Origin of the sequence: Enterococcus haemoperoxidus ATCC BAA-382 (assembly GCF_000407165.1) — a bacterium.
GTDB lineage: Bacteria > Bacillota > Bacilli > Lactobacillales > Enterococcaceae > Enterococcus_L > Enterococcus_L haemoperoxidus.
In genome coordinates, this window is sequence record NZ_KE136479.1 from 2,009,367 (window position 1) to 2,022,104 (window position 12,738).

General features: G+C 35.8%; 12 protein-coding genes. 3 read left to right on the top strand and 9 right to left on the bottom strand.

Annotated elements, in window-relative coordinates; translation table 11 throughout:
- Positions 1–425: 425 nt before the first annotated feature.
- Positions 426–1,304 (bottom strand): ROK family protein, encoded by an 879-nt coding sequence (locus I583_RS09270; RefSeq protein WP_010760749.1) that lies wholly within the window; start codon positions 1,302–1,304, stop codon positions 426–428.
- Positions 1,305–1,323: 19 nt separating this feature from the next.
- The gene (gene yidD, locus I583_RS09275; RefSeq protein WP_010760748.1) at positions 1,324–1,614 is read right to left on the bottom strand and encodes a membrane protein insertion efficiency factor YidD; all 291 of its coding nucleotides are present in this window, start codon (positions 1,612–1,614) and stop codon (positions 1,324–1,326) included.
- Positions 1,615–1,823: 209 nt separating this feature from the next.
- On the opposite strand from yidD, the gene I583_RS16885 reads away from it, so the two are divergent.
- Complete coding sequence (locus tag I583_RS16885) at positions 1,824–1,973, top strand: SPJ_0845 family protein (protein WP_010760747.1); 150 nt, start codon at positions 1,824–1,826, stop codon at positions 1,971–1,973.
- A 46-nt stretch (positions 1,974–2,019) separates the two neighbouring features.
- Here I583_RS16885 and yihA read toward each other — a convergent pair whose 3' ends face one another.
- Together yihA and clpX are read right to left on the bottom strand one after the other, a co-directional pair.
- Positions 2,020–2,601 carry a ribosome biogenesis GTP-binding protein YihA/YsxC gene (yihA, locus tag I583_RS09280; RefSeq protein WP_010760746.1) on the bottom strand — a complete coding sequence of 194 codons (582 nt, stop codon included), beginning with the start codon at positions 2,599–2,601 and terminating at the stop codon, positions 2,020–2,022.
- Positions 2,602–2,834: 233 nt separating this feature from the next.
- On the bottom strand, positions 2,835–4,088 hold the full coding sequence (clpX, locus tag I583_RS09285; protein WP_010760745.1) for an ATP-dependent Clp protease ATP-binding subunit ClpX: 1,254 nt from the start codon (positions 4,086–4,088) through the stop codon (positions 2,835–2,837).
- 189 nt (positions 4,089–4,277) lie between these two features.
- Here clpX and I583_RS09290 point away from each other — a divergent pair, with 189 nt between their 5' ends.
- Complete coding sequence (locus I583_RS09290) at positions 4,278–5,306, top strand: lactonase family protein (RefSeq protein WP_010760744.1); 1,029 nt, start codon at positions 4,278–4,280, stop codon at positions 5,304–5,306.
- A gap of 89 nt (positions 5,307–5,395) precedes the next feature.
- Here I583_RS09290 and I583_RS09295 read toward each other — a convergent pair whose 3' ends face one another.
- The 5 genes from I583_RS09295 to I583_RS09315 all read right to left on the bottom strand — a co-directional run bounded on the left by I583_RS09295 (position 5,396) and on the right by I583_RS09315 (position 9,745).
- Complete coding sequence (locus I583_RS09295) at positions 5,396–5,680, bottom strand: hypothetical protein (RefSeq protein ID WP_010760743.1); 285 nt, start codon at positions 5,678–5,680, stop codon at positions 5,396–5,398.
- Positions 5,681–5,830: 150 nt separating this feature from the next.
- Positions 5,831–6,958: an anhydro-N-acetylmuramic acid kinase AnmK gene (gene anmK, locus I583_RS09300; protein WP_010760742.1), complete on the bottom strand. Its 1,128-nt coding sequence runs from the start codon at positions 6,956–6,958 to the stop codon at positions 5,831–5,833.
- Between the two features lie 45 nt (positions 6,959–7,003).
- A complete protein-coding gene (locus I583_RS09305) occupies positions 7,004–8,095 on the bottom strand; it encodes a DUF871 domain-containing protein (protein ID WP_010760741.1) in 1,092 nt (363 codons plus the stop codon).
- Positions 8,096–8,124: 29 nt separating this feature from the next.
- Positions 8,125–8,406 carry a hypothetical protein gene (locus I583_RS09310; RefSeq protein ID WP_010760740.1) on the bottom strand — a complete coding sequence of 94 codons (282 nt, stop codon included), beginning with the start codon at positions 8,404–8,406 and terminating at the stop codon, positions 8,125–8,127.
- A gap of 94 nt (positions 8,407–8,500) precedes the next feature.
- Positions 8,501–9,745, bottom strand: a complete 1,245-nt coding sequence (locus I583_RS09315) for a PTS sugar transporter subunit IIC (protein ID WP_244264879.1) — start codon at positions 9,743–9,745, stop codon at positions 8,501–8,503.
- 697 nt (positions 9,746–10,442) lie between these two features.
- On the opposite strand from I583_RS09315, the gene I583_RS09320 reads away from it, so the two are divergent.
- Positions 10,443–12,656: a M60 family metallopeptidase gene (locus I583_RS09320; protein ID WP_010760738.1), complete on the top strand. Its 2,214-nt coding sequence runs from the start codon at positions 10,443–10,445 to the stop codon at positions 12,654–12,656.
- Positions 12,657–12,738: the final 82 nt, after the last annotated feature.

A 12,738-nucleotide genomic window follows, 5' to 3' on the forward strand; every position in this document is an offset into this window, starting at 1 on the left:
AGAATGTGGTGCTTTTTGCCACAATCAGTTTTTATCTTTTTCCCGAAGAGCTAACACAAAAAGCTAGATGATTTTAAAGCTGATTGTGTTGGTCAGCTCTGACTGGAAAATAGGAAAAACAGAATGTGGTGCTTTTTGCCACAATCAGTTTTTATCTTTTTCCCGAAGAGCTAACACAAAAAGCTAGATGATTTTAAAGCTGAATAAATTCGTAAAGCCAGATAATTTTCTTCGCATATATAATTATTAAAGAAGTATGTATACAAATATAATCAATAACGAAAGAAATGTCAACGAATTTTCAGAAAATTTCTATAATTCAAATTATTAAGATTCGTCCGTTACTTAGAATCCAAGATTTTACTCTCTCTTTTTCGTAAAAAAAACGTCTCCTTGCAGTCAGCAATTCGACGTTTTCGATTCGATTATTCGTTATTCTTTTGGATCGTGATAAAATTAGCGGCTGCTCCAATCAGATTGGCATCATTTTCGTATTTGCAGGTGACGATTTGCGGGATAAAATCATTTAATTCAAAATGCGCTAGTTTTTCTTTCATTCGACGATTGATTTCATCTAACAATCCTTCTTTAGCAGAAACACCGCCGCCCAAAACAATCATTTCTGGATCAAGTGAAAATTGAATACTAAACAGACCTTGGGTTAAGTACTCATAAAATAGATTGACTTCTTCTTTGGCCAATTCATCCCCATTTTCCGCTAAACGAAAAACATCTTCTCCAGTAAAGGTTTCTTTCTCTACGCCTTTTCGTTCGCAATAACTCCACGCCATTTGTACCGCAGTTCCCAACTTACTAAAGGTTTCCCCTTCACTTAGGTACATCAAACCAAATTCGCCGCCATAAAGATGGGCGCCTTTTGCGATTTGCCCATTATGAAAAATTGCCCCACCGATTCCAGTACCAACAACAACAAAAGCGACTTCTTTTTTCCCTTTTGCTGCTCCTTCATAAATTTCAGCCATCCCAGCACAATTTGCATCGTTTTCAATTGCAACAGGTAGGTTAAATAATTCTTCCAGTTCTTTAAAAATGTTAAAGCGGTGGATATACGGAATTGCTGAAATACCATTGATCATTTGTTTTTCAACATCCACCACACCTGGCGCACTGAATGCTACACCTTCAAACTCTTGCTCCATTCCTAGAAATACAGCTAATAAGGACGCTTTCATTTCTTCCCATGTTTTAGGAGTAGTGAATTTCCCTTTGTCGGTCATTTCTTGTCCGTTCCAAACCCCATATTTTACTGCTGAACCACCAAAATCAAATGCCAAAATCGCCATATTTGCTGCCCGCCTTCATCTATTTATTGTGTTTGTTTCTTCTATAATTATAGGGACCATGATATTCTTGGTCCGGATTTCTTTTTAAGCTAAATTTCAACGGTACATAATCGATTCCGCCTTTGGTCAACGGATGACATCTTAAAAATCTCGCTGTTCCCATCGTTATGCCTTTAATACTGCCATGTGTTTGAATCGCATCGATCATATATTGTGAACACGTTGGGTGATAGCGGCAACTAGCTGGAAGCCCTGGTGAAATGAATCGCTGATACCCACGAACCATTCCAATAAAAATATTTCTTGCCATTTCGTCCCTCTTTTCTCTATCCGAAAAAACTATACCTTGTTTTATAATCGAATGCAAGCTTACAAATTTAAAGTAAAAACATTTTTATAAAAATTAGTAATGGTTGAAAAAGAAAACTATTCAAATTTCTAAAAGGATGCTAAACTAGAGAAAAGTAGTTGTACAAAACAACTTCCACACAATCTAAATCGAAATGGAGCTTATCAACGATGGGTTTGAAATTTGAAAGTACAAATGACTTAGATAAATTATTCGATTCTTTTGCACTAGATCCTAAGAAAGTAGAAATGCCAAAAGAAGAACTAGAAAAACAAGCAGCAAAAGCACAACAAAAAGAAGCGAAGAAAAAAGAAAAATAAAAAAATAGTGTTGACGTCTGTAAAAAGAGGTCAACACTATTTTCTATTATAAATACTTCTCAATGGCTTGCCATGCTTCTTCTTTACCTTCTTTGGTTTGCGAAGAGAACAGAATAAAATCATCTGATTTATCAAAGTTTAGTGCTTTTTTGATCACACTCTCATGTTTGTTCCATTTACCACGAGGGATTTTATCTTTTTTCGTTGCCACAACGATTACTGGAATATCATAGTATTTTAAAAACTCATACATTTGAATATCTTCTTGTGTTGGTGCATGACGCAAATCAACTAACGAAACAACTGCTTTTAGTTGTTCTCTTGTTGTCATGTAGGTTTCGATCATCTCGCCCCATTTAGCTCGTTCTGTCTTCGACACTTTGGCATAACCATAGCCAGGGACATCGACAAAATGCAAGGCGTCTTCAATTAGGTAAAAATTTAATGTTTGTGTCTTACCTGGTTTTCCAGAAGTTCTAGCTAAATTTTTACGGTTGATCAACGTATTGATAAAGGATGATTTTCCGACATTTGAGCGACCTGCTAAAGCAATTTCTGGAAGTTCTGTTTCCGGATACTGCTTAGGTGAAACTGCACTAATAATAATTTCTGCGTTATGAACATTCATAATTGAACCTCCTTCGTTTAAAAGCGGAACAAGCCGTTTAGCTCTGACAGAAAAATAGGAAAATAGGAATAAGGTGCTTTTTACCTTATTCCTATTTTATCTTTTTTCCGAAGAGCTGGCTTGTACAGCTAGATAAGTTACAAAGCTGAACGAACTCGCAAAGCTAAATAACGTTGTTGTATCAAAATCAGTAAAAAAGTAGAGACGCATCTCTACTTTTTAGTCTTTTAGCCTTAACCAGCTTTTTTATCTTTTTTATTATACACAATTGCTGGTTTTCCTGTACCTTCAACGGCCATTTCGGTAATGATCACTTTTTCGATTGTATCATCAGATGGCACATCAAACATGACATCCATCATGATTTCTTCAATGATTGAACGTAGACCACGAGCACCTGTATTACGCTCGATTGCTTTATTGGCAATCGCACGAAGAGCATCCTCATCAAATTCTAGTTCTGTGTCATCTAAAGATAATAATTTTTGATATTGTTTGACTAGTGCATTTTTAGGTTCAGTCAAGATACGAACTAAATCATCTGTCGTCAACTTCTCTAAAGCAGCTGTGACAGGTAAGCGTCCAATAAATTCAGGAATCAAACCGAATTTCAATAAATCTTCTGGAATGATTTGTTGCATCACGCTTTCATCTTCATTTAACTTGCTGTTTTTCGTACCGAAACCAATTGTTTTTTCGCCTAAGCGATTTTTAACCATGTTTTCGATCCCGTCAAAGGCTCCTCCAACGATAAACAAGACATTCGTTGTATCGATTTGGATAAATTCTTGGTGTGGATGCTTACGTCCGCCTTGTGGTGGTACGCTAGCGACTGTTCCTTCCAGGATTTTAAGCAAGGCTTGTTGTACGCCTTCACCTGAGACATCTCTTGTGATTGAAACATTTTCACTCTTACGGGCAATTTTATCGATCTCATCAATATAGATAATGCCTTTTTCAGCACGCTCTACATTGAAATCTGCTGATTGTAACAGTTTCAATAGAATATTTTCTACGTCTTCTCCTACATAACCTGCTTCCGTCAAGCTTGTCGCATCTGCGATCGCAAATGGTACATTCAATGTTCTAGCCAATGTTTGGGCTAAAAATGTTTTCCCAGAACCTGTTGGGCCAATTAAACAAATATTGCTCTTTTGTAATTCTACATCTTCAGAGCTTGAATTTTCTGATTGATTTACACGTTTATAGTGATTATAGACAGCCACTGCTAGTGAGCGCTTTGCCTGATCTTGTCCAATTACATATTCGTTTAAGACATCCAATATTTCTTGAGGTTTTGGGACATCCGTTAATTCACGTACGGCTTCATCGTAAAATTCTTCATCAATAATCTCTTTACATAAGTCGATACATTCATTACAAATATAGACACCAGGTCCGGCAACGATTTTTTTCACTTCTTCTTGTGTTTTACCACAAAATGAACAGCGAACTGCACCATTGTTGCTATTTGTATTATCGTACATGCGTGTCACCCCTCTAAAATTAAAAATGACTGTCGTTACAGTCTTAAAATATAATAGCATAAATCAAGTGAAAATGCGAACATTGGATTTGTAAAGATTTGCTAAATAAAGGAATTCTTATGGTATACTAAAAGAGTTAAATCAATTGCTGATTTTGATCAACATTCAGTAAAAAATGGAGGGAATTTCATGCTGGAACAAATGTTATTAGGAACTTATACACGTAGAGAAAGTAAAGGGATTTATCAGATAGCGCTGGATACAGATAAAGAAACACTTTCAGACGCAACGTTGTTAGTAGAAGAAACGAGTCCAACCTACTTAGCTCTAAATCAAAAGGGAGACTTGTTTAACGTCACTTCTGTTGATGGTGAAGGTGGTACGGCTGCTTATAAACACAATAATGGACACTTTGATTTATTAAATAAAGTCACTGAAGCTGGCGCTCCTCCATGTTATGTAGCGCTTGATGAAGAAAAACAACTGGTTTTTGGTGCTAATTATCACCAAGGAATTGTTCATGTTTATCGTATTTTAGCCGATGGACAATTAGAACATACAGATAAAATCATACATGATGAACCAACTGGACCACATGAAAATCAAGACAATGCCCATGTGCATTATACAGACTTAACGCCAGATCGTCGTTTAGTTGTCTGCGACCTTGGAACAGATCGCGTTTATACGTATGATGTAAGTGAAGATGGTAAACTCTCTGAGGTTGCCCAATATGTAGCAGAACCTGGAACTGGTCCTCGTCATTTAGTCTTCCATCCAAATAATCAATTCGCTTATCTGTTTGGTGAGTTAGATAGTACAGTGACGGTTTTAGCTTATAATGCAGCAGATGGTTCCTTTGAACAAGTTCAAAAAGTATCTACTCTACCTGAAGGTTTCAATGAATTTAACGGTGGGGCTGCGATTCGTATTTCTGCGGATGGACGTTTTGTTTACGCATCAAACCGTGGACATGATTCGATTGCTGTTTTTGCAACAAAGGAAGATGGTAGTAAAGTAGAGCGTGTACAATTGATTTCTACCGAAGGCGAAATTCCACGTGACTTTGATTTAGATCCAACAGGAAAATTTGTTGTTGCGGCAAATCAAAATACGGATAATTTAACTCTTTATCGTCGCGACGAAGAAACTGGTCTTTTAGAAATGATTCAAAAAGATGTTTATGCACCTGAATGTGTGTGTGTTTATTTTAAATAGTTATTAGGATCATTAAAAAACGACTTCTCGTGTTTCTTAGCTTTCGCTGAATTCATGAGAAGTCGATTTTTTATATTGAGTTTTCTATTCTAAAAATTTTGTTTTAACTCTGTTCCTATAACTTTGAATGAAACATCGGTATAATGTTTGTTCAACTCTTCTGTTTTTACATTCATTAAACTGACTTTCACAAATTTATTCAAAGAGAAGCTACTGTTGCTTAGATTAACTCGGTGTTCAGAAAATATTCTTTTGGTATGTCCAATTATTGAAAACACATAAGTTAGCACTTCTTCCTTCTTGATTTCTTTGAATAAATCCTGATATTTCTCTAAATAATCAGAATTATATAGTTCATTTGACCGTTGAATCATTGCTAATAAATTCCTTTTTTATAGTGAGCGTTACAAAAAAACTACTTCTTTTGGTACAGATACTAAAATCATTATTAACTCATCTAGAACTTATACGCTCTACGTATGTTTAGGGCGAGCTTTCTTCACTCACCCCTTAAACTAATCCTCTTAATAATAGGTTATACTTCCTAATGGTACCGAGCGTTTCGCACCTGTTGCACTTGGTACATTTCCTGGACAGTGTTGTAATGTTTGATTTGCCAAAATCGCCATAGCAATCGCCTCTTTTGCTTCTGATGAAAAACCGATTTCTTCTTGGATAAGCACTTTAACCTCTGGCAATTCAGCTTTGATCATAGCAATCAACGTTTGATTGTAACTCCCTCCGCCACCAATGATCAATTCAGTTTTCCCAATTACAAAAGGTTTAACAGCTTCTGCAATCGATTTAGCTGTAAACATTGTTGCTGTTGCAATCAAATCATTTGGCCCAACTGACCATTTTTCCAATAAAGAGCTGGTAAACTGTTTCCCAAAATCTTCTCGCCCCGTTGTTTTTGGGGGTGATTTTTTTATATAAGGATGGGCCATCAATTCTTCTAATAACTGATAATCAACTGTTCCTTGACTAGCATAAAAACCATCTTTATCATACTCTTGATTAAAAAAATGCAAACAGAGCTCGTTCATGATTACATTTCCTGGACCTGTATCAAAGGCAATCATATCTGCTATTTCTCCTGATTTAGGAATAACGGTGACATTACCGATTCCACCAATATTTTGAAGTAGGCGCGTTGTCTCAGGTTTTTGGTATAGTATATACTCTGAATAAGGAACAATCGGAGCACCTTGACCGCCAACTGCCATGTCGCGTTCTCTAAAATTTGAAACAACCGTTGTCTTTGTCCGCTCACAAATTACAGCTGAGGCACCTATTTGTAAAGTTGATGCATAAAAACCATCTCGAGCATAAGGAATATGAAAAAGAGTTTGCCCATGACTGCCAATAAAAGCCAAATCATTTAAAGAAATTTCTGCTTTGTTACAAACATCCAGAACAGCTTGAGCAAAGCATTCACCTAATTCAATGTTTAAAGAACAGATTTTTTCTACATCTGAACTTTCTAATGATAAAGCTTCACGAATGTTTTGAAGTGTTGTGCCTTTAAAAGGAACTGTTAAAAATTTGACCAACTTAACAGAAGTTGTTTCATTTTTGCCTGTGATATCCACCAAAGCTGCATCGATACCATCTAAGGAAGTACCTGACATTAAACCAACTGCATAAACCATGAATTTCGCCTCGATTAACTTATTTTTGTATTTGAATTTTATTGCCTATTGTTTCACTTCATGAAAAGCAAATTTTTGCCAAGGTCTTAGATAAGGTAACAAAATACGGTCAGCTTCCGTAATTTTACCAACAACATTTGATTTACCTGAGTTTTTCATCGGCAATAATGCCACCTGCAGTTCGCCTGCATAATGGGCATATAATGACGATTCAATAATAATATCTCCTGTTTCCATATCAATTGTATTAAATGGAACAAATTCGTGCCCTTTGTATTTTACTCGACTTTGCGTTGAACGAACTACGTAATCAGAAATATCTCCACGATTAAAATGAAATTCATCTAAAATAATTGTTCTTTCTAATTCTGGTGTCTCACAGTCAATCACACAATCAAATGTTAGACGATAAGGATCGATTTCACTTAAAGCTTTGAGCTCTTCTTCTGAAGCAAAAGCATTAGCGATTATTACATCATCGATCACGTTTGTTGCCCATAGATGTTTAGCTTGAGTAGTGATTGGCCACGTTCGGTGCATTTCTAATGTACACAAGCCTTCTTCTACAGGCCAAGGACCAATAGTTGCTGAAGGAGAATTGATCAATGCTGCTGTCCCGATTCCATGTTCTTTGTATACTTCTGAAGTTGCAAAAAAATGCTCATAATTTAGTCCTGTATAGCGATGAGGATAAAAATTGTGACAACCGAATAATTTGTCCGAATTAGCCTGATAACTTAGAATATTTTCTAGATAACGAGTGCCAGAACTAATATTCAACACGATATCCAACTCTTGTTCATTAAACGTCATAATTGATTCTTCATTTCCGGTAAATCCCATATCCAAACGAATGCCATCTACTCCTATTTCTTTAAAAAAGGTCAAATCCTCATAGCTAATGCCTAATTCTCCAAAAACTCTAGGACTAACATCGGCAATAACATCCATACCTAACCCTTTTCCATAAAGAATCGTCTCTGTAAACTCATTTAAAATCTGCTCTTTTCCTTCTTCAACAGATAATAAGCAAGTAAAAACACGTTTAAAATTATACTTTGCCGCTAAATCCATATACGCCTTTATTGCATCTACGCTACTATGATTTGGATAAACTGAAATCCCTAATTTTCTCATTATCTTAGCTCCTTTACAATCATTTTATTCTATCTGATTTTCGATTCACTTTCCTGATGCTTTTGCTCTACTAGTAAACGACTGCTTTCAAAAAAGATAACTGCCAATAAACCACTAATACCATACACTCCTTGTTTGATGATTTCTGGCATATTTGGAAACATAAGGTTTGGAATCAACGCAATCAAAAAAACAGAACAACCAATCAACCAGCGATTAGGTAGTAGATTCTTCTTTTTTAATTGATGGGTCATTATCAAGCCGACAACAATAAATAAAACACTTGCTACCATAAAAACTATTTTAGTCATTTTTTTGCCTCCTACCTTCTGGCTTTTAAAGAAACAACGGAATGGAAAATCATTAAAGTGTTTTTTCCATTCCGTCTTTTTTTATCTGTTACTCTTATTTTGCGATAGCATGTTCTTTTTCTAATTCATTATTATCGTAAATCATTACAAAAGGATAGTAAATCACTACTGAAATAATAATCAGTACAATATTCAACACAGCTGCTCGCCAATCTCCACCTGTTGCCAAGTATGCGCCAATTGGCCCAGGCAAAGTCCAAGGTGCTGTAAAGATCACACGATTCACTAAGCCAAATTGAGTAGCGAACCACGCAATAGTAGCGGTAACCATCGGTGTTATAATAAACGGGATGATTAAAATCGGGTTCAACACGATCGGTGTTCCGAAAATCAACGGCTCGTTAATATTGAAAATAGCTGGTGCTAGTGTTGCCTTTCCTAATTTTGAAGCGAATTGAGATTTCGTTTTAAAAGCGAGTAACAATGCTAATCCAATCGTACAACCTGAACCGCCGATCCAAATAAACCATTGATAAAATGGCTCTGCTGCGATATTCGGCAACTCTTTTCCAGCAGCCATTGCAGCCGTATTTCCATCTAATAATTGCAGCCATAATGGTCTCGCTAATGATCCGACGATAGAGACCCCGTGAATCCCAAACGACCAAAAGAATGTAATCATGAAGATCAACAGTAAAACACTCGGTAAACTATCCGCTGCACTAACTAAAGGGCTTACAATTTTAGAAATTGTTGAGTGCCAATCAAATCCGATAAAGTAAGTCAAGGTAGAGATTCCTAGAATAACAATCAATGTCGGTGTCAGCGTTTCAAAAGATCTAGCAACAGCTGGAGGCACTTGTTCTGGCATTGTGATTTTAAATCTTGATTTATCCGTGATACGATAAATTTCAACAGCTAAAATCGACGTAATAATCCCAACGAACATTCCTCCACCGCCTAAATTGGCCATCGGTAACACAAACCCAGTAGTTCCTGCAGCATCAAGTGCCTCTGCCGGAATATTTACTGGAACAAACGTTAAAAGAAAAGCAATCGTCGCTAAAATTCCCCCTGAAATAACGTCTAAATTATATGTTTTAGATAAACTTGCTCCAATACCAAAGGTTGCGTAAAGGGTCATGATGTACATCGTCATGCGATACGGCAATAAAATCGTCGCTGCATTAGACGTTAGGAACTGCGTGATGCCCCAATCTGCTGGAAGTGGGGGAAAAGCAATGATCAAGAAAAACGATCCAATAATAATCAATGGCAAGGTCGCAATGATCCCATCTCGGATTGCACGCAAATGGCGCTGATTGGCTAATTTCGCCATCGGTCCTGCTAAATGTTCTTCAATAAATTCAGTAAACTTTTTCAATTTTCTCATCTCCTATTTACATTCAACTCATTCATAAAAGCCCTTACAAATAACAATTAAAAAAAATGAATTACAACATAATTGCGTGAACACATTGTTTTATTAGTCAATCTACCAAACGAAACAGCAACTACGCATCTAACTAAATTACTTGAACCTGATTTTAACCTCCTGTCTTTCAATTTTCCGTTTTTCCAGTTCTTCACCTATTTAAAACGTATCGATATTCACCTGCTACACTCATCGACAACCCCATCATACAGTTAAAGAACTATTTTTTCAACATTTATATATAAAAAACGAAATAAAATTTCAATATTCACAATTATAAATCTAAATAAGAAATATTATTCATACTAATATAAATAAATATATTAAAGTTGTATTTTTTGAGTGAAATTTAATTCCTGAAAAGTCATTCAACCATTTTGAGTGAAAATAATAATCAAAAAAAGGTTTTTTTCGACTATTTTTGATTTAAAACTAGCCCAAAATAACTTACATATATATTCTTTCTTATCTCAATCTACATCAAAAACCATAAATCATTATTACCTATTCAGAAAGTACCCTTTTTTGAACACTTTCGACTAAAAAATGAGAAAAAACTAATCTATACTAAATTTAATTCAAAGAAAGAAGGTTAGTAAAAATGAAAAAGAACAAATTCTATATCTCTATGGGGGTGTCGATATTAACATTAGTAGCAACTGGTATTTTAAATACAACAGATACTTATGCTGAACCTGTAAATAATAAAAATTTAGTGAAAATCGAACAAAAAATGATGCAACGATATCCTGGTGTTCAATCTGAACTCATTCAGTCAGAAGATACAACTATCTACCGCAAAAACCAATTAGATAATACTTTTGGGGCTAGTAATAACCAATCCAGTGGTATTTATAAAAGAAATACTGACAGCATTACAATCTACGTTGACGAAAATACAGATCAAACAGCACTGCCAACATATACGATTTCACCGATTATTTTAAATCAATATCTTGATGGGCATCCACAGAAAATTGCTTTAAAAAAAGGAAAAAATACGATCAACAATGCCAGTCAAGGGATTATTCATCTTCAAAATATTACTGCTACAACAACACAGCAAAAATTACTCGTAACTGTTGATGGTGGTATAAAGCTCCCTCGTTTTATCTTAGGTAAAACAACTGAAGCTGATTGGCAAAATCAAGTACGTCAAAGTCCAAATACGCCAGGTTATGAATTAGTAGGAACTCATACCTTAGTCACTGGTTCTAAAACTACTTTGAATCAAGTAAAGGACCCTCAGCGTATTATAGAAACCTATGATAAAGTAGTAAAATTCCATAACGAATCCTCTGGTCTAGATAACAGCACTTCTTTACATAGACAGGGTCGCGGATTGATTCAACATATGCGTGAAACACAAGAATCCGGTTATTATATGTATGCTTGGTTCAGCCATACAGCCTATTCGAAAGATTCAGGTATGGCAAAGCTTCTATCCGCTAGCTCTGACACACTTTGGGGACCTATGCATGAACTTGGGCATACCTATCAAATGAATCGCATGACGTGGAACAATCAAACGGAAGTGACTGTAAATATCTATAGTATGAGAAGCGAAAAGAAATTTGGCGACAGAAGTCGTTTAGAACGCGAGAAAGTATACGATAAAATTTTTACTTACTTCAAATTATCTAATAAAAATTATGACAATAATAAGGATCTGTTCGTAAGGCTTGGAATGTTCTGGCAGTTAGAACTCGCTTTTGGTGATAGTTTCTATCCTCAATTGCACAAATTATACAGAGAAGAAGCAAAGGACTTACGTAGCGACTCAGCAAAACAGCAATACTTTATCTCATCCACTTCAAAAATCGCTAATAAAAATTTGCTGCCTTATTTTGAAATGTGGGGCTTGCCAATCACTAATGAAACAAGGCAAACCATTCAAAAATATCCAAAATTAACACATAAAATCTGGGAATACCGTGATGAGATGAAAAATCCAATTAGTCCGATTGATCCTATACAACCAGAAAAACCAGCTACACCGTTAACTCTTTCCATTCTTGATGTAGAGCATAACTTCGTAAAATTCAAATGGACACAAACGCAAGGGGACTCGTCAATAAAAGAGTATATCGTTTATAGAGATGGCAAAGAAATTGGCAGAACAACAACAACAGAATTCACTGACCAAACGGTTCAACCAATGACTAACTACAATTATAACGTTGTGACTATCAGCACAGTTGGTGGAACTTCTGACAAGAGTGCAAGCTTACAAATAAAAACACCAACAGTACCCAGTGCCGAAACACCTGCTCCAACCAAACCAACAGCCATTGTTTCTACTACTATCACTGAAAACTCGATTTCCTTAACTTGGTCTCCTTCAAATAGTTCAGTGGGTATTGCCGGATATAATGTTTACAGTAATGGTGCAAAAATCAGTACAGTAAATGCAACATCCTTTACAGATACTAGTCTCCAAGCAAATACCACCTATACGTATCAAATTACAGCTTTTGATCGCACTCATAAAGAATCAATCAAAAGTGATAGTATTACATTAAAAACAAAGCAAACTGAAACACAACTCTCTACATGGGATAGCAATAAAATTTATACAGCAGAAAATAAAGTCTTCTTTAACGGGGTAGAGTACAAAGCGAAGTGGTGGACAAAAGGCAATCGTCCTGACCAATCAGATGTATGGGAATCTCTGTCTAAGAACACGATGGAATGGGAATATAACAAGGCTTATAACTGTGGAGACAACGTAACATTCCAAGGAAAAACCTATAAAGCAAAATGGTGGACACAAGGCAATCAGCCAGGATCTTCACCCGTTTGGGAAAAGATTTAATTGCATTTTAAAAAGAGAGCGACGCAAAACTGGAGATCAGTTTTGCGCCGCTCTCTTTATTCGAATAAACGATGAGAAAGAA

What these genes read in the sequence shown, in the direction of transcription:
- I583_RS09270 (WP_010760749.1), bottom strand. Translation starts at nt 1,304, where the DNA reads ATGGCGATTTTGGCATTTGATTTTGGTGGTTCAGCAGTAAAATATGGG.
- I583_RS09310 (WP_010760740.1), bottom strand. Translation starts at nt 8,406, where the DNA reads ATGACTAAAATAGTTTTTATGGTAGCAAGTGTTTTATTTATTGTTGTC.
- I583_RS09295 (WP_010760743.1), bottom strand. Translation starts at nt 5,680, where the DNA reads ATGATTCAACGGTCAAATGAACTATATAATTCTGATTATTTAGAGAAA.
- anmK (WP_010760742.1), bottom strand. Translation starts at nt 6,958, where the DNA reads ATGGTTTATGCAGTTGGTTTAATGTCAGGTACTTCCTTAGATGGTATC.
- yidD (WP_010760748.1), bottom strand. Translation starts at nt 1,614, where the DNA reads ATGGCAAGAAATATTTTTATTGGAATGGTTCGTGGGTATCAGCGATTC.
- clpX (WP_010760745.1), bottom strand. Translation starts at nt 4,088, where the DNA reads ATGTACGATAATACAAATAGCAACAATGGTGCAGTTCGCTGTTCATTT.
- I583_RS09315 (WP_244264879.1), bottom strand. Translation starts at nt 9,745, where the DNA reads ATGGCGAAATTAGCCAATCAGCGCCATTTGCGTGCAATCCGAGATGGG.
- I583_RS09320 (WP_010760738.1), top strand. Translation starts at nt 10,443, where the DNA reads ATGAAAAAGAACAAATTCTATATCTCTATGGGGGTGTCGATATTAACA.
- I583_RS09305 (WP_010760741.1), bottom strand. Translation starts at nt 8,095, where the DNA reads ATGAGAAAATTAGGGATTTCAGTTTATCCAAATCATAGTAGCGTAGAT.
- I583_RS16885 (WP_010760747.1), top strand. Translation starts at nt 1,824, where the DNA reads ATGGGTTTGAAATTTGAAAGTACAAATGACTTAGATAAATTATTCGAT.
- I583_RS09290 (WP_010760744.1), top strand. Translation starts at nt 4,278, where the DNA reads ATGCTGGAACAAATGTTATTAGGAACTTATACACGTAGAGAAAGTAAA.
- yihA (WP_010760746.1), bottom strand. Translation starts at nt 2,601, where the DNA reads ATGAATGTTCATAACGCAGAAATTATTATTAGTGCAGTTTCACCTAAG.